Raw genomic sequence first — 17421 nt, forward strand, 5'->3', positions numbered from 1 at the left:
GATGATGAGTTATTTCCACTCCAGTGCCTTCTTCTGTCCGCGCAATGTTTCGAAACGAACGTTGGGATCTTTATCTTCCGGAGCGTTTACGAAATGGCTGAACCGTTTGCGCAGTGCGGGCGTTTCCACTACTTCCTTCCATTCGCATTTGTAATTATCTACCAGCAACTGCATTTCGCGTTCCAGCTCTTCTGCGATGCCTAAGCTGTCTTTCACCACCACATTGCGGAGGTAATCGATTCCGCCATCCATTTTGTTAAGCCATGTTGCGGTGCGGGTAAGCGGGTCGGCAGTTTTGATGTAGAACATGAGGAAACGGTCGATATAACGGATGCAGGTTTCGCTATCGATATCTGCCGCGAGGAGATGGGCATGTTGTGGTTTGGAGCCGCCATTGCCACACACATAAAGGTTCCAGCCTTTTTCAGTAGCGATGATACCGAAGTCTTTCGATTGCGCTTCCGCACATTCCCGGATACAGCCGGACACGGCAGATTTAAGTTTATGTGGCGCCCGCAGTCCGCGGTACCTTTCTTCGACCCTGATGGCGTAGCTCACACTGTCGTGCAGTCCGAAACGGCACCAGGTAGACCCCACACAGCTTTTTACCGTGCGCAGGGCCTTCCCGTATGCATGGCCGCTTTCGAAGCCCTCTGCGATCAGTTCTTCCCAGATCAGCGGCAGATCCCCGACGTGTGCGCCAAACATATCGATACGCTGGCCGCCGGTAATTTTGGTGTATAGATTGTACTTCTCCGCAATTCGGCCAATGGCCATGAGTTTTTGCGGCGTGATTTCCCCTCCGGGAATACGGGGTACTACAGAGTAGGTACCTCCTTTCTGTATATTGGCGAGATAACGGTCGTTGGAGTCCTGCGCGGTATCGTTCCCCTTAGCGAGGATCATATCATTCCATAAACTGGCAAGAATAGATGAAACGGCAGGTTTGCAAACCTCACAGCCATCGCCCTGCCCGATATGATCCAGTACATCATCGTAAGTACGGAGGTTGCGGAGCCGGATGAGGTCGAAGAGTTCCTGACGGGAATATCCGAAGTGCTCACACAATACGTTCCTCACATATTTCCCCTGCGATTTCAATGTATATGTGATCAGATCCTTCACCATGGGTGCACATCCGCCGCAGGAAGTAGAAGCACCGGTACATTTCTTCACGGCATTGAAAGTTTCGTGACCATCTTCCACCGCTTTGCAGATAGCAGCTTTGGATACACTTTCGCAGGAGCAGATCATAGCATCGGGAGGCAGGCCCAGTACACCGGCAGCAGTATCGCCGGAGGAGCGGCTGCCCAACAGTTCATCTTCCGGCTTGCCCGTCACTTTAATCTTATTCTTTACCTTTTGCAGCAACATGTTGTACGACGATGCATCACCGATGAGAATACCCCCGAGAATGTACTGCCCGTCGTCCGTCATGTTTATGCGTTTGTACACCCCGGCAACCTGATCTTCGAATACGATCACGCGGCAGGTATCAGGAGGAGGGAAGGGATCTCCGAAGCTTGCTACATCCACGCCCACAAGTTTCAGCTTGGTACTCATATCGAACCCGCCGAAAGTGCGGTCGCCACCGAGGATATTATCTATGGCAATATCCGCCATTTCGTATCCGGGCGCTACCAGTCCATATATGGTGTGATCATACAAGGCACACTCGCCGATGGCGTAAATGTTGGCATGCGAAGCCTGCATGCGGTCATTCACTATAATCCCCCCGCGGGATCCCGTTTCGAGACCTGCAGCAGCGGCGAGTTCATCACGTGGACGAATCCCTGCCGATATAACGATCATATCTGCGGGAATGGAAGAACCGTCTTCGAAACCGATGCCTGTTGCCTGCCCGTCGCCCCGGATAGAAGTGGTGTAAGCGTTGGTACGGATTTTAAGGCCGAGTGCCAGGAGCTGGCGCTGGAGGATTTCGGAGCCGTTCTGATCGATCTGCCGGGGCATGAGGCGGGGGGCGTATTCTACGATGGTGGTGTCGGCAATGCCGAGGTCCATGCAGGATTTGGCCGCTTCAAGTCCAAGGAGGCCGCCGCCTATGACTGCTGCACGGCGCGCCTTCCGGGCGGCCGATTTCATGAGTTCCAGATCATCGAGCGTGCGGTAAACGAATACGCCTTTCTGATCGGTGCCGGGCATGGGCGGTACAAAGGCGGAGGAACCAGTGGCAAAAACCAGCACGTCGTAAGATTCGGTGATGCCGGACCTGGAGGTGACTGTCTGAACGCCGGGGGAAATGTGGTGAACGGGATCACCGAGGAGGAGGCGGATGCCATTGTCGGCATACCAGTTTTTAGGAGCGAGGAGCAGATCGGCGGTGGATTTACCTTCGAAATAGCTGCTGAGATGGACACGGTCGTATGCCGGGTGGCGCTCTTCTCCGAAGACGACGAGCTGGAGCCCGGGGATCTGCCTTTCGGTGATTTTACGGCAGAATTTGAAACCGACCATGCCGTTTCCGATGACGACGATTTTCATGGGAGCATATTTGGTGATAAAACGAATAAAGTCACATTAAATTAATTTCTATACAGCATTTCAATTGATCAGGATAGCACTTTTCACCTATTGAGCATCAAAATAATCAAATTAAACTATGATTCATATCATGAATTTACACTTAGATCTATTATTTTTATAGCGTTTCTTATAAATTATGTCAGATATATTTATTCTTAATCCGTTATAGTATGTTACAGCCTATGCTCAGCCTGGTGGGTGCAGGACCGGGAGATCCGGAGCTTATCACCCTGAAAGCTATCAAGACGCTCAGTGCGGCAGACGTTATATTATATGATGCACTGGCATGCGAGGATTTGCTGCAGTATGCCCGTCCGGGTACGCTTTGCCTCTCAGTAGGTAAAAGGCCCGGCCGCCACGCCGTACCGCAGGACGAAATATGCCGCCTTATCGTTCATTACGCCCAATCTCATGGGCATGTGGTACGCCTAAAAGGTGGCGACCCTTTCCTTTTCGGGCGGGCAGAGGAAGAGATCAGGGCTGCCCGCGAAGCCGGCATCCCCGTCCAAACCATACCCGGAATTACCAGCGCCATAGCCGCCCCGGCCTCACAAGGCATCCCCTTAACGGCCCGTGGCCTCCACGAATCCTGCTGGATCACTACCGGCACTACCCGGACGGGCACCATTTCCGCCGATATTGCCCTGGCGGCACAATCCACCGCCACCGTGGTGATCCTCATGGGCATGAGCCGCATCCGGGAGATCATGGATATATTTATCACCAACGGTAAATCAGGTATTCCCGCCGCCGTGATACAATCGGCCACCACCGGTGAGGAGCGCTGTGTAACCGGCAGTGTGGCAGATATTGCAGAACTGGCGGAAGAAGCCGGGCTGGGAAGTCCTGCAGTCATCATCATCGGCGAAACCGTGCGCCTGCACCCCGCATTATGGAAAGAATACGCTAACTTGACCGCCCACTCAAACGAGCCCCCATTATGAAGCTTGCCCGACAATCCTGCGACATGGATGCCTGCCTGCTGTGCCGCCTTTGCCTGCCCTCCTGGAAGCCAGCCATCACCGCTAACAAAAAACACTATGCCCTCAAAAAGGGCGAGCTCCTTTTTTCCGAAGGCGATCCTGTAACAGGTATTTATTTTATTGATAAGGGAAGGATGAAAGTGCATAAACACTGGGGGAGGGATAAGGAACTCATCGTACGCTTTGCCGCTTCGGGCGATATTGTGGGGCACCGTGGCATTGGCACCGATCATACCTATCCCGTTTCTGCTACCGCGCTGGAAGCCACTACCGTCTGCCACTTCGATCTTTCCTTCTTCCAGGATTCGCTGCAGGTTAACAATAGTTTGCTGTATGAGCTGATGATGTTTTACGCCCGTGAATTACAGGAATCCGAGAAACGCATGCGCAACCTCGCACATATGTCCGTAAAGGGCCGAATTGCCCAGGCATTGCTTCATTTAGAGAAGAAATTCGGAACTAAAGACGGGTTTATCAATTTCCCCCTTTCCCGTCAGGATATGGCTTCTTATACCGGCACAACTTACGAAACCGCCCACCGCATGCTCCAGGAACTTGTTCAGGAAGGCTGGGTTACTTCGGAAGATAAGCGCTTCTCTATTCTGCAGCCCGCACAGCTCCAGCTATTTGTGACGGCTCAGGAGGAAGGGCAATGAGCATCCCCGGTTCAACTTCAGCCAGATCTCAGGGATAAGGAATATATACAGATAGCATACTGTAATGGTACCTTATAGTATATAAATCGCTGCTTTTCCTTTACTGTATTGGGTTTGGATGGCTTTTATATACAGTATATATACAGTAACCCTTCTTTAAATCAGAAGTAACCCTACAGTAAAGCCGGTTTATGTGGCACAAATCCCCCCGGCTGCCCATAAACAGGAAAGGCACCCCATTCAGGAGCGCCTTCCACTATACTCAAACTAACCAGACAAATTTATACGGGAATTCGCACCAGCAGCGTCCCTTCCGATTCCTGCAGTTCAAAGGTACCACCCTGCAGTTCCGACAAGTAGCCGATGAGCCTGCACATCCGCTGATCCAGCGCCGGGCGGCCCGGCACGGGCACCAGACCTGTAATTTCGAAATGCTCTTCCTGTACTGCATACCGTATTTCCGGCGCGGCACCGGGTGCTGCATTACGATTCAGGCACCAGGCCACATTCAGCACAGTTTGCCGGAGCAACTGTTCATCTGCATACACCACTTCCCGCTCCTCACGCATATCAAAGGCCACACCTGCCGGAAATAAATGTGCATAACGCTCATCTTCCACCAGCTGTTCTAGCATATGCACGATATTGAAATGATTTCGGTGAATGATCTGCGATGCATTCAGCATATCCTGTATCACTTTCACGTTCTGCAACTGGAATTCCAGTTCCATTACCTGCATCTTGATGGAGCCTGCCTGACGGCTGATGCGCCCTCCGGAATCGGGCCTGGCGGCATACATTTCAATCAGCTCCACACTGCTCAATATCGCAGACAGCATACTCCGCAGTTCATGAAACACATCATTGATTAACCATTTATCGGCAGGGAGATCGCGTACTCCTGTGGAAGATTTCATTGTTAGCCCCTTGGTTTTTGTATTCAGTTTCAAAATAAAGATACTGGCCGCCGGAGCGGTTTTTCGCATGTCGCTATACAAAATACTCTTTTTCCTGTAAAGAGAAACCCGTTTGTGTCTATAATCTTATAACAACGCATTTCTTAAATTGTTGACTGCCAACATCTTCCCCAGCACTTTCCTGAAATCAAATTCCGTAAGTGCCTGTAAATGCCGCTGGTGATGCAGATCGGTACCGGCGAAATGAATCAGTCCTTCTTCCGCCAGCTGCAATGCTGCCGCCTGCACTCGGCTGCCGTAGTATCCTGTGAACGACAGCAGGTTGGCCTGCAACAGTACCCCGGAAGCATGAATCTCCCGGTATACATCAAAATCCTTATGCAGGTAATGATACCGCTCGGGATGCGCCAGTACAGGTTCGTACCCCGCTACTTTCATGTTGAAGAAAGTACTCCGGTAACCAGCCGGCAGCCCCACCCACGAAAACTCTACCAGCACATGATTTCCACCGATAGTCATTAAAGGGGCACGCTCTTCCAGCAGCGATTCGAAATAATCGTCCAGCAGGTATTCTGCACCGGCATCCAGCTCTATGGGGATTCCGGCTTTCCGCACTGCTTCCCGCACTTCCTCCAGCTTTGGCAGGATGGTATCTGCACCATTGTTATACACCCCGCACATGATGTGAGGTGTAGTGGTAAGGTGCTCATAACCCAGCGCAGAAAGCTGCCGGATGAACGCCAGGGCAGTTTCCAGGTCCTGCACACCGTCGTCCAGCCCGGGCAGCAAATGCGAGTGCATGTCGTGTTTAAGGATATCAAAATGCATTCTTTTCTCCTTTCATCGTGTTCGCCACTGTTAAAAATATGATCCGTAAGTCCAGATAAACAGACCAGTTTTCCATGTACCAAATATCGTGCTCCACCCGTTTGCGCAGATGTGCATCTTCCGTTATCTCCCCTCTGAAACCATTTACCTGTGCCCATCCGGTGATACCCGGTTTCAGGAAGTGCCGCACCATGTATTGTTTGATGATCGACGAATATTCTTCGGTATGCTTCAGCATATGAGGGCGCGGGCCTACCACAGACATGTCGCCCAGCAGTACGTTAAAGAACTGGGGCATTTCATCCAGGTTCGTTTTGCGGAGTATGCGCCCTACACGCGTAAACCGCTTATCGTTTCGGGAAGCCTGTTTGGAATTGGCATCGTTATTCACGTACATACTGCGCATTTTCAGGCAGCGGAACGTTCTGTTATTACGGCCGGTGCGGTGCTGCACAAAGAATACCGGACCTTTCGATTCCAGCCTGATGAGCAATGCCAGCAAGGGTATCAGCCAGCTCAGGAGGAAAACGCATACCAGCGTACTGAAGACCAGGTCAAAGATGCGCTTACGGATACGGTTTGCAATATCATCGAGCGGTTCGGAACGCAGGCTGATGATGGGAATATTGTTGAAATAATCCACATGAATCTGCCGGTTCACAAACATTTTAAAATCCGGCACAAAGCGAAAATGAATAAAGTGCCTTTCCGCTTCGTAGGCGAGTGTGTAGAGATACGGAAACTGTTCGGGGGATAATGTGGAGTAGATTTCGCGGATGTTATTATCCCGCGCATAAGGCACACAATCCTGCAGGTTACCGATCACCGGGTAGTACGACAGCTCCTGCACTTTACTATACTCTTCGAAATAACCTTCAAACCGGAGGTTGCTCTTCTCCGACACCAGGTTATCCGCCAGTTTCTTCGACATTTCGTTATACCCCAGTATCACCATTTTCCTTTCAATCCCTTTCCTGCTGCGCACGTGATCCGTGATCCAGTAAAAGAGCAGCCTGTTTAGCACCACCGCAGAGATAAAAAGCGAACAGTACATCAGTACAAAAAACCGGCTGTAAAGGTGTTGATAGAGGAATAGAAAGCCTAATAAAATAAGCAGGTACATCAGCACCGATTTCGCGGTTTTCCTCGCCATTTTTTCATAGGAGAGCTGGCTGCTCACGGAGTGAAGCCCTGATGTATACAGTGCAATGGCCCAGGCGATGTTGGATACCAGCAAAAAGGCGTCGGCACCCTGGTGCGATTGAAGATCGTATTGCCGCAGGCCCATCCCTGCGAGGAAAAAGAGCCCGTTCAGGCAAATGAAATCCAGTACAAAGATCTGGATGAGAAATATTTTCAGATACCGGTTCAGCATGACTAATTTTTTAAAACATTTGCTTCAAATCGGCGCATGACTTTATCGATGGATAAATACTCCACAGCATACGACCGTGCATTGCCGCGCATACCCACATGGTCTTCAGTGACCGCTTTCCGGATGCCATGGTTCAGCGCTTCCTGATTCTCCGCCGGCACAACAATACCCAGCTGATACCCTTCTACCAGCGCATGCAGGCTCGATCCGGGATTGGCTGTAACCAGAGACAGTCCGCCTACGGCCAGTATGGCCGTGAGCTTGGAAGGCATCACCAGGTCGGAGGCGCCCGACTTCTGGATTACCAGGTGCAGGTCGGCCATATTGAGGAAGCGGTTAAACTGATCCAGCGGCTGAAGGGGAAGAAAGTGTACACTCCGCAAACCCATTTCCAGCGCTTTCTCATGCAGCTTTTCGCGATAAGGGCCGGAGCCACAGATGACGAATTGCACATCTTCCCTGTCTTCCAGCGATCTGGCGGCATGCAAGATTGATTCCAGCCCCTGCTTTTCTCCAATAGCGCCGGAATACAGCACTACCTTATGACCGGGCTGAAACCCGAATGATTCTTTCAGCGACATACGGCCGGGCAGGGGATGAAATTTGTCTACATCCGCCCAGTTGGGGAACAGCTCTATCTGCCGGTCCAGCTTACCGCTGATCTGGCGGATCATACCGTCGGATATACTACTCACCCTGTCCGATTTCCGGAGGATGTATTTCTCCAGCTTCAACATGGCGTTGATCATCTTCCCACTCCGGATCATATTCAGATCGCGGGCCGCATCTATCTGGAGGTCCTGGATGTGATACAGTACTTCTGCGCCACGGAATTTCTTATACAGCAGCGCCAGTAAGCCGAGGTGAAACGAGGGCACCACGCTCATGACGTAATCATATTTCTTCGAAGGGAGGAGCTTCAGCATCTGCACAAAAGCAGCCATGGCAAATGTGGCATCCATCATCATCCTTTTTTTACCGCTGGGTTCCGCGGGCACATATTGCGGGCAGCGGTAAACTTTCAGCCTTCCTTCGTGCGATTCCTCACAGCGGAACCAGCGGTTTTTCCGGGAGTAGGGTTCCTGAACCTTCCATTGGGGATAATACGGGTAGGTGGTTATCACGGTGCATTCATACCCGTTGTTCACCAGCCAGCCGATCATCTCACCGTTGAACTTCCCGATGCCGGTTGGCTCGGGCGCATAATTTCCTCCTATCAGCAACAATCTCTTGGGCATGTGTCTTTATTATTTTTTCATGACGCGATCGCGTACAAAAGCTGCCGGGTTACCCGCATGGATCTCCCAGGGCGCAATATCACGTGTGGCTACCGAGCTAACGGTAAGTATGGCATGACTGCCGAGGCGGACACCCGGGCACACTACCGATTTCGCACCTACCCACGAACCATCGTCCAGCCGGATGGGGCCGAGGCGGTAAGGGAAGTCGGAAGCGGTGTAATCATGGTTACCCGTCAGCAGCAGGGCCCCCTGGGAAATACAGACATGATTTCCTATCGATACATTTTCCAGGTTATCGATCCAAACATCTTCCCCTATCCATACATGATCGCCGATGGTGAGGCGCCAGGGGTTCTTGATCCGCACGTTCGTTTTTATCACGAGCCCTTTCCCCACCTTAGCACCAAACATCCGCAGCAGGGCCGTTTTCAGCCCATACGGCCAGGGGAGGGAGCTGTAAAACACCCAGTAATTCACGAAGTACCAGGAAAGTACTTTCCACCCGGGCCCGGCGGAGTAATCTCCGGTACGGAACTTCGACAGGTCTGTCCGGATGGCTTCAGATCGCGATGTTGTAATCATTTCTTAAGATTTCTTTCAGTTTAGCCGCACTGGTATCTCCTCCCAGCTTGGCTTCAAATTCCTTAACGTTTACATCTACCAGCAGCCGGTACCAATACCCCTGCATGAAATGGAATATAAAACCCCGGTAGCCGTCCAGAAATCCGAACCGCACGAAATAGCGGTAGCAGAAATACAGGAAAGCGCGCCCTCCGGGAGGGATAGTGGAATACACTTTTTCTTTAAGGAAGCGCTTACGGCGGGCACTCCCGTTGGTAGAACCCAGCAGGCGCTGATCCAGCTCCATAAAGCGGTATTTGATGTTCAGGAGGTCGATCATTTCCTTGATGGCATAATTGTTATGCTTGTTAACCCACCAGTGAATGGAATTAAGATTGTGATCAACAAGGTGCTCTTTCAGCATAAGGGTATCCCCGCTGTTTACAACGATATGCTCGTCCATCCACCGCTGTTCCACGCTGGCCTGTCCATTTCGCCAGATTCGCATGAGTATATGCGGATAGAATCCTCCATGGCGGATCCATTTATTTTTAAAGAGCACTTTCCTGCGGATGTACAAACCGGTAATGTTCTCCGGCATCGTATCCAGGCGCTCTTCTATTTCACGTTTCAGTGCAGGCTCCAGGTATTCATCCGCGTCCAGGCGCATTACCCAATCTGCCTTAATACCACAATTATCCATGCCCCACTGGCACTGTTCTGCATGGTTGGTCCATTTACGCTGCACCACAGTGGCGCCGAAGCGTTCCGCGATGGCAAGCGTATCATCTGTAGAATAAGAATCCACGATATGTATCTCGGAAGCGATAGTACGCACACTCTCGAGGCAGCGTGCGAGGTGGAGCGATTCGTTATAGGTTAATATGATTACTGCTAGTTTCATACAGCGGTACGTTTATATGGGAGGTTGTTGACATTACGGTACATATCCGCGTAATCGGCTGCCAGCTTTTCTTCATTAAAATCTTCCCGGATGATGGGAACGGCGTCTTTCCTGATACGGAAACGCTCCTGCTGCGCGCGGTAGGCTTCTGTGAGGCGCGCACGCACTTCCTTCAACCCCAGTGTTGTTACCCATCCCAGGTTTCGCTCTTTCACATACCGCGAAAGCCCAACGTTTTCACTTACCAATACCGGTGTACCCACAGACAGTGATTCGATTACCACCACCGCAAAATTTTCGTTGTGGGAAGTGAGTGCGAAAAGATCCACTTCAGCGAGGAAAGAGAATTTCTCTTCTCCCTTCTTCCAGCCTACCCATTCCACTTTATCCTCTATTCCCTCAGCCGCAATCAGTGCGCGAAGCTCATCCATATAATCTCCGTCTCCGGAACCTGCTATTTTCAATACGAAAGGGAAATCCACACCGGCCAGGGCTTTGATGAGGATATCCAGCCCTTTCTTGGGATCTACCCGGGAAAGGAAACCAATGGTAAACTCAGGATTGCTTTGATGCTCCTGCGGCTTACCGGATTGGTACGGAAGGTCAACGATGTTATGAATGAGACCACCCCGCCAGTTTTCGTTCAGCTTCAGGCAATCGTTCCATTCCACGTGGGATGTAACGTGCAGGAAGGTTCTTGACAGCAGGTGTTTGCCTACCGTATGATGGAGCAGCTTCTTTTTGAACTGGTTTTTGTTGGTGAAAATGTAGTCGCACAGCATTCCGCGTGGACTCAGCACAGGCTTTACCCCCTTCATGGTGCATATGAGTGAAACGCCCATGATGAGGAAGTTCCACCAGGAGTGGATGTGTACGGCATCATAATCTTTCACGGTGGCCCAGGTGGCTTTCCACAGGGCGGGGGAAATATGGGTATGGTCTTTCGTGATACGGCGGAAGAATTGTACGCGCACCCCGTCCATCATTACCGGCTCGGTGAGCGGCATATCCAGCTCATCGGGCCCGTTGGCGGTAGTGGTATAAACTGTTACTGTATGCCCTATCTGCACGAGGCTTTCCGCCAGCCGTGCTACCGACACGATGGGGCCGCCATAGATATAAGCGGGTTTGTAACTGGGTACTATGAATAAAATGTTCATGCTTCGTTTTAGAATTTCGTGCCTTTATAGGTCATTTTCTTATAGATACCACGGGCGTTCACCACCTTGGTGATCATTTCATAGAAGTATTTGCGCAGCTTGTTATGCTTCAATGGCAGGGCATTGCGCATCCGGTGATTTTCCGCGATCATTTTTTCGGTTACCGAAACCGAGAAGGAGTCTCCATGCATACGGTACTCTCCCAGTACAGCAGGTATGTATCCTTTACGGATCATGGGATCGAGGCAGAGGGTGAGCAGGAACTTGGAATCGGCGGAGTACTTCATGGACTTGTCGAAACCACCGGCTTTCCGGTAAGCCTCCTTCGTCCAGAAGGCGCTTTGCTGCGCAAATGGCACCCGGTGCAAGTAGCTGATGGCATCCCGGCTGAAATTCACACCCTTATATGTGTAGGCGATTTCCCCCGTTTCCGAGATAAAATTATGGTCGCCAAACACCAGGTCGTATTGCCCGTGCTCGAATTTGCGCACCACTTTCTCGAGGGTATATGGCAGCAGGCGGTCGTCGGAATTAATATAACAGAGATACTTCCCTGAAGCGGCTTCCATACCTTTCCGCAAGGCGTCGTACATGCCTTCGTCTTTCTCGGAGATAAGAATATCCACGGTTTGCAGGTGATCTTTCACCAGCTGCACCGTACGGTCTGTAGAGTTCCCATCCACCACTATCAGCTCAAAGCCCCGCCAGGTTTGGCGCAGCAGGCTGTCCAGCGTGTCGTTGATATATTTCTCCCCGTTGTAAACGGGTACAATTACTGAAATAAGCTTTTCCATTATACTCTGAATTTTTTAATGACTGCCGGGTTGCCGGCTACAATGGCATATTCAGGAACATCTTTGGTTACCACCGATCCAGCACCTATGATGCTGTGCGAACCGATTTTTATTCCGGGGAGAATAATAACCCGTGTACCGATCCATACATCATCGCCTATCACTACCGGCTTCCTGTGTGTGGCGCCCTGCTCCCGCATGGGGATGTCTGTACGCTCGAAATTGTGGCTGCCGGAGAGGATAACTACTTCCGGACCGAACATTACATCGTTCCCGATTACAGTATCGTTCCCGATCCATCCACCGGTATTCAGGCCTGAGAAGTCTCCGATCTCCACTTTTATACCACTGCCGAAGCGTGTGTTTCTGCCTATTTTAATATTCTTTCCTGCTTTCAGGAAAATCTTTGATGCCAGCCAGGTACGGAAAGAAAGGCAGAGCCCCCCTATAGGCCGGGGAGGATCGGGCAGCCAGATGGCCACGCTGTAGTAGAGGTACAGCATGATGCTCTTCTTCAGGGAGATGTTGGACCGGCGAAGAAAATACAGCGGATTGTCGCGGTACATCTTCACCTTACCGGTTCGCGCGTCGGTCTTTTCTTCAAATAATTGATCTGTCGCCATGGTGAACAGTATTTAGTTCCGCTTTGAGGGCGGCGATTTCATCAAAAAAACGGGTGTTGATTTCCTGAATGGCATTGTCTGACGACAGGCTGAAGTTGCGTATGCCCGCCAGTTGCTTCACCAGATCTTCCCGCACTGCGCGTTTTACCAGGAACTCGGTGTTAAGCACGTTACCGGAAGCTTTTTTAAGCCAGCCATGCAGGAATGATTTGCGGTAGAGTTTGATGTGTGCCGTGTCCGTCCCGGTTTGCCCGATAGAGAACAGCCAGTCCATCCATTTAAATTCCGACACGCCGCTCCCTTCCGTAAAAGGGGTACTGAGTACAAAACGGCTCCAGGGCACGCGGAGGATATCTGCGATAATAGCACCATGCATAGCTTCTGCAATTACAAACTCGGAAGAAGCAATCTCCTCCAGCGTATGTTCAATACCATGCTCGGCGGTAGGAGATATATAATGGAAGCCCAGTTCAGCACATACCTTTTCCCAGTCGAAGAATGGCAGCGACCGGAAATAGGGGATCACACTCACTTTATATTTCTTGGGTGTGGATGCGATACGATCGAAACTTTCCGAAAGCCCGAGAGCATATGCGGCATCCGCAATAAAAGGATGTTCGTTATTGAAATAATGGGCGGATAATGGTCCCCTCAGGAAGCGGACATCCCATTCGTTACCGAAAGTAAACGATTTGTATGCCGGGCGTACACCCGTACCGAACACGATCTTCCGGCGGCCTGTGAGGGGCCTGAAAAGCGGGGAATCGTGGCACAGGATAGATCCTATTCCTACAAAAGCATGTGGCGAAGAGGGGTTGTGCGGACCAAAAAACTGTGGCCACAGCCAGGCATTGAGATCATCTCCGAAATTGCCCTTTGCGTCTTTATAATAAATATATTCCATTCACTAACTGGTATAAAGGAGTTCAGAAAAATCCGGTTCTTCGGAATACACGAAATCATAATAAGCGCTCATAATGATAGCCCCCGTGGCAGGTACGCTAAAGCGCAGGTGCTGGAAGGGAGAGAACGCGAAAGTCCATATCAAACCTATTGTCATGAGTACGATCACGGGGTAGAGTGCGAGATGCTGCCCGTTCCTGATGAGGTAAAAACCCATCTTCATCAGGAAGAAAAAGACCAGCAATACCGATAAAAACCCTCCGATGCCACAGTTTATCCATGCTCCCATGAGTATGGAGTGGCTGGGAATAAGCTGCTCTTTGGAATAGGCCTTTTCGAGATTGAAATCCTCATCGTGGAACATGAGCAGGATCTGGTAATACTTGAGGGTATGATCCTTTGCCCAGGAGCCATGCCCGAAAACGGGAGCGTCGCCGATGGCGGTAACCGCCGCAAAGGTTTCGCCCCTGCCGGTCATCAGCAGCTCCAGGGGATTGTAAGGATTATCCAGCCGCTCTATCTGTGCACGGGCATGCTCGCCCCCGAACTCTCCAGCCTTAACAGCATCTACATAAAAAACATATGCGATCTGAAACAGCACCACCCCGATGATGGCGAAAGCCGTAATCTTGGCTTTGGTAAGCTTAAGCCCGGTATTAAAAAAGTAGATGATAATGGCAGACAGAAAGAAGACCACGGCCGTGGATCGGGAATCGAATGAAACGCAGGTGATAGAATAACCGAACAGCACGGCCATTACCGCTTTGATATTTCCCCGGCGGTAGAAGTACGCACTGAGGAGGTATACCAGAGACGATAAGATGGGCACCATTTTGAACTTGAAATAACTCATATCAGACGTTACGATGTCGTCTGTATAAAAGATATTCTTCACCATTATCATCAATATGTAGATCATGATGCCTTCGTAGCTGTTGAACAGTTTGAAGAGCACCACAAACGAAAGCATAGACATGAGGATGGAAGCCCATCCTCTGAAGTAATTCTGGGGGGTGGTTCCTACCACCATATCCGTCAGCACCTGGAAAAAGAGTAATAGCGCCAATGACAGTATAATTTTTCGCAGATATGGAAACCGCGAGAAATCATCTTTCTTAATGACGGAAGGTGCCAGCCCCATCAGCAGTATTTCGCTCAACCGCATGGAACCCACGAGGTTTACGTTTACCGTGCTGAGCAGGGCATAGAGCGATATTTTGATCTTATTGTACATGATGCGCGAAATGAATGGCTTCCTGCAGCCGCTCCCGGTTCACGGAAGCACTGTATTCCTTCATAAAATCGGCCCTTAAAGCATCCCCGCGTTGCGGGGTTCCCTCAAAGCGCAGGAGAGCAGTTTTGAAATCGGCCGCAGTATCTGCCAGGATGAAATGGTGGCTCTGCACACCTTCCACACCCCTGGAGGTGGCTATTATGGGTGTGTTCAGCGCCATGGCTTCCAGGCACTTCAGGCGGGTACCGCTGCCATGCAGGAGCGGGATCACTACGCCTTCCGCACTGGCAATAAATTGCTTCACATCATCTACCCGGCCCAGGGCTATGATGTTCTCAAATTCCTCCTGCCCGGTTATTTTACGTAAAGCTTCCTTTGACCCGCGGCCTACCAGCTGCAGCCTGAATTTATCTGCCAGCCGGGTATCCCATACTTCCTGTACAAACCAGCGAAGGCCTTCCAGGTTCTGGTATACGGTAAAGTTGGCGGTCATCACTAGCAGTCGTTTCTGGCGGGGGGCTTTAATGGCATACTCCCTTTCATCGAGGAAGTTGGGAACGAGGAACAGCTTTTCCTGTTGAATAAACCGGCTGTGGTAACTGTGGTCGTGTTCACTTACCACCAGTACGGCATCCGCTTGGGTGAAATAGCTACGTTCATGCCACTGTTCCAGGGTTACCAGTTGTGCTTTCCTGATTTTCTGTAACAGGCTGCGTGCGGGCAGCTGTCTTGAAATTTCAGGTTGGGCGTTATGGGTACCTAATACCACCCGAATGCCGCGGCGCCGGAAAAAGCTGATGTAATGCCCCACGTATCCGTAATCCAGTACTGCCGCATCTATTTTGTGCTCCCGGCATATTTGTTCAAACAGCTCCATTACGGCGGCAGACTTTTTGAAATAGTGGCTGCCGGTCAGCCTCTCCGTTACGGCCAGCGGCTTTTTCGGATGGATATGGTAAGCAACGTTAGGTAGCGGGTATTGGGAAAGATCGGCCTCCTCTTCATTGCGGATCACGGCATGCACCGTGTGCCCCAGGTCGGAGAGTGCCTTCAGGAGGTAATAGCTCCTGATCTTTTCACCACCGTTGTATGGGAAGGTGGATATGTTGGTAAAGAAAATAATATTCATCACACAGCTTTTTTAATCACAGCCAGGCGCGGGTGTATCCGCGACAGTGCTTTCGTCATCACATCCCGGATTTTACCGGTTTCATATGCGGAAAGGCCCACCCAGTTCAAAGTGCATATCAATCCCATGGTACTGGCTGCACAGGTGGCTATGAGCCTCGCCCATCCTTCATCCATTGCACGGTATGGCAACAGGGCAATACAGAACGCCAGCAAAACACTGGCTACTGCCCGCGTAACCACACCGCTCAGGAATGTCCGCACCGGCAGGCCGATCAGTTTCTCGGCCGCACCGATACGGTATGCACAGGTTATTATCTCTATCCCTAAAGCAGCAGCCAGTACCGACCATGCCGGCATACCCATCCGCAACAGCAGGTAGGCCACAGGCAGGTTCAGCATCAGCAATGCGCTTACAGACAATTGATACTTCCTGATCTTACCCACAGACTGTACCCCTACCTGTATACCAACAGACAGCTGGTTTACCATCGTACTCAGCAGTATCAGCCGGCAGAAAACGATCGTGTAATCCGGCACCTCCTTCAGCCAGAGGCCTAATACGAAAGGGGTTTCCAGGATGAGGGGGATGGAAAAGAAAGCCAGCAGCGAAAAGGAGAATTTACTGGCTATCATCGCCAGCTTCAGCATCCTTTCCCTGTTGCCCTGTCCTTCGCTTTTCATGATCTGCGGGTTAAGAGCCTGCATCAGTGTTACCGAAAAGAAGCTCAGCTGGGCATTTACCTGGTTGGCGATACCGTAAGCAGCATTTACAATGGTCCCGAAAAAAACATTCAGGATCATGGCGATGCCCTGGTTGCGGGTAACCACGCTCACGGCTCCAAACATGTTCCATCCGCCATAGAAAAGCATTTCTTTCAGCAGGGCACCATCTTTATACTTCCCGAAGCGTATCCTGCTTTCCGGATATTTCAATGAACAGTAGATACGTTTGAAAAGAAGCAGCCCCACCGCTGTAGCGGCAGTTAGTCCTGCAAACAGTACCAGCCGGTCGCTTCCCGCATTTTGCAACACGAGGGCCACACCCAGTTTCAGTAAAGCTTCCGCGATACCTGTGAGTGCTACCAGCAGCATGTTCTCCCGTGCGTTAATGGTGGCATCATACGGCACGGAAATGATGGTAAAAAATGCGCTGACCACCATGAAATGGTAAATGATCCTTGCGGCAGAGAGGCGCTCCGGCGGGATGTTCAGTACATGGCCCAGCAGGAAGTAGCCGGCTGCTTCAAACACAATTACCAATCCCAGCCCCAGCAGCAGGTGGAGGAGAATGCTGGCGTTGAAGATCTTCTTCAGCCTTTCCATATCCCCGCCACCCAGGTGAACGGACATATACCGCTGGGTAGAAAGCGTCATGGCCATATTGAGAAAAGACAACATGGCAATTACGCCCGCGATGAGATTAAATATCCCAAAGTCGCGGGCGCCCAATGCGCTTAGCACAAGCCGGGTAGAGTACAGGGAGATGAAGATGGTGACCAGCATTTTCCCGTACAGCAAACCCGTATTCATTACCACTCTGTTCGCTGCCTGCATGCTATATGTAGTT

15 protein-coding genes and 1 pseudogene are annotated in these 17421 nt (G+C 50.9%); 2 read left to right on the forward strand and 14 right to left on the reverse strand.

Annotated elements, in window-relative coordinates; all coding sequences use genetic code 11:
• Positions 1–9 precede the first annotated feature (9 nt).
• The gene (gene nirB / locus DEV76_RS04330; RefSeq protein ID WP_109695509.1) at positions 10–2502 is read right to left on the reverse strand and encodes a nitrite reductase large subunit NirB; all 2493 of its coding nucleotides are present in this window, start codon (positions 2500–2502) and stop codon (positions 10–12) included.
• Between the two features lie 212 nt (positions 2503–2714).
• Between nirB and cobA the strand changes: the two genes are divergently transcribed.
• A complete protein-coding gene (cobA, locus tag DEV76_RS04335) occupies positions 2715–3488 on the forward strand; it encodes a uroporphyrinogen-III C-methyltransferase (RefSeq protein WP_109695511.1) in 774 nt (257 codons plus the stop codon).
• Complete coding sequence (locus DEV76_RS04340; protein WP_109695513.1) at positions 3485–4183, forward strand: Crp/Fnr family transcriptional regulator; 699 nt, start codon at positions 3485–3487, stop codon at positions 4181–4183. The genes cobA and DEV76_RS04340 overlap by 4 nt, the downstream gene beginning before the upstream one ends.
• Before the next feature lie 281 nt (positions 4184–4464).
• On the opposite strand, the gene DEV76_RS04345 is transcribed toward DEV76_RS04340, so the two are convergent.
• The 13 genes and pseudogenes from DEV76_RS04345 to DEV76_RS04405 form a co-directional block, all read right to left on the reverse strand.
• Positions 4465–5100, reverse strand: coding sequence for a histidine kinase (locus DEV76_RS04345; RefSeq protein WP_157962713.1), 636 nt, complete (start codon positions 5098–5100; stop codon positions 4465–4467).
• 126 nt (positions 5101–5226) lie between these two features.
• Positions 5227–5901 (reverse strand): tyrosine-protein phosphatase, encoded by a 675-nt coding sequence (locus DEV76_RS04350; protein WP_157962714.1) that lies wholly within the window; start codon positions 5899–5901, stop codon positions 5227–5229.
• A gap of 16 nt (positions 5902–5917) precedes the next feature.
• Positions 5918–7303, reverse strand: coding sequence for an undecaprenyl-phosphate glucose phosphotransferase (locus DEV76_RS04355; protein ID WP_109695519.1), 1386 nt, complete (start codon positions 7301–7303; stop codon positions 5918–5920).
• 2 nt (positions 7304–7305) lie between these two features.
• The gene (locus tag DEV76_RS04360) at positions 7306–8541 is read right to left on the reverse strand and encodes a WcaI family glycosyltransferase (protein WP_109695521.1); all 1236 of its coding nucleotides are present in this window, start codon (positions 8539–8541) and stop codon (positions 7306–7308) included.
• Between the two features lie 9 nt (positions 8542–8550).
• On the reverse strand, positions 8551–9126 hold the full coding sequence (locus DEV76_RS04365) for a WcaF family extracellular polysaccharide biosynthesis acetyltransferase (RefSeq protein WP_109695523.1): 576 nt from the start codon (positions 9124–9126) through the stop codon (positions 8551–8553).
• A complete protein-coding gene (locus DEV76_RS04370) occupies positions 9104–10009 on the reverse strand; it encodes a glycosyltransferase family 2 protein (RefSeq protein WP_109695525.1) in 906 nt (301 codons plus the stop codon). The genes DEV76_RS04365 and DEV76_RS04370 overlap by 23 nt, the downstream gene beginning before the upstream one ends.
• On the reverse strand, positions 10006–11169 hold the full coding sequence (locus tag DEV76_RS04375) for an XrtY-associated glycosyltransferase XYAG1 (RefSeq protein ID WP_109695527.1): 1164 nt from the start codon (positions 11167–11169) through the stop codon (positions 10006–10008). The genes DEV76_RS04370 and DEV76_RS04375 overlap by 4 nt, the downstream gene beginning before the upstream one ends.
• A gap of 8 nt (positions 11170–11177) precedes the next feature.
• Positions 11178–11963, reverse strand: a complete 786-nt coding sequence (locus tag DEV76_RS04380; RefSeq protein WP_109695529.1) for a glycosyltransferase family 2 protein — start codon at positions 11961–11963, stop codon at positions 11178–11180.
• A 23-nt stretch (positions 11964–11986) separates the two neighbouring features.
• Positions 11987–12127: pseudogene (locus DEV76_RS26340) on the reverse strand (DapH/DapD/GlmU-related protein); the annotation flags it as partial.
• A 436-nt stretch (positions 12128–12563) separates the two neighbouring features.
• On the reverse strand, positions 12564–13490 hold the full coding sequence (locus DEV76_RS04390; protein WP_109695533.1) for a polysaccharide pyruvyl transferase family protein: 927 nt from the start codon (positions 13488–13490) through the stop codon (positions 12564–12566).
• A 3-nt stretch (positions 13491–13493) separates the two neighbouring features.
• Positions 13494–14723 carry a hypothetical protein gene (locus DEV76_RS04395; protein WP_109695535.1) on the reverse strand — a complete coding sequence of 410 codons (1230 nt, stop codon included), beginning with the start codon at positions 14721–14723 and terminating at the stop codon, positions 13494–13496.
• Positions 14713–15852 carry a glycosyltransferase family 4 protein gene (locus tag DEV76_RS04400; protein ID WP_109695536.1) on the reverse strand — a complete coding sequence of 380 codons (1140 nt, stop codon included), beginning with the start codon at positions 15850–15852 and terminating at the stop codon, positions 14713–14715. Before DEV76_RS04400 ends, DEV76_RS04395 begins: the two co-directional genes overlap by 11 nt.
• A complete protein-coding gene (locus DEV76_RS04405; protein WP_109695538.1) occupies positions 15852–17408 on the reverse strand; it encodes an MATE family efflux transporter in 1557 nt (518 codons plus the stop codon). The genes DEV76_RS04400 and DEV76_RS04405 overlap by 1 nt, the downstream gene beginning before the upstream one ends.
• Between the last annotated feature and the right edge of the window lie 13 nt (positions 17409–17421).

It is taken from the genome of Chitinophaga deserti, assembly GCF_003149455.1.
Taxonomy (GTDB): Bacteria; Bacteroidota; Bacteroidia; order Chitinophagales; family Chitinophagaceae; genus Chitinophaga; species Chitinophaga deserti.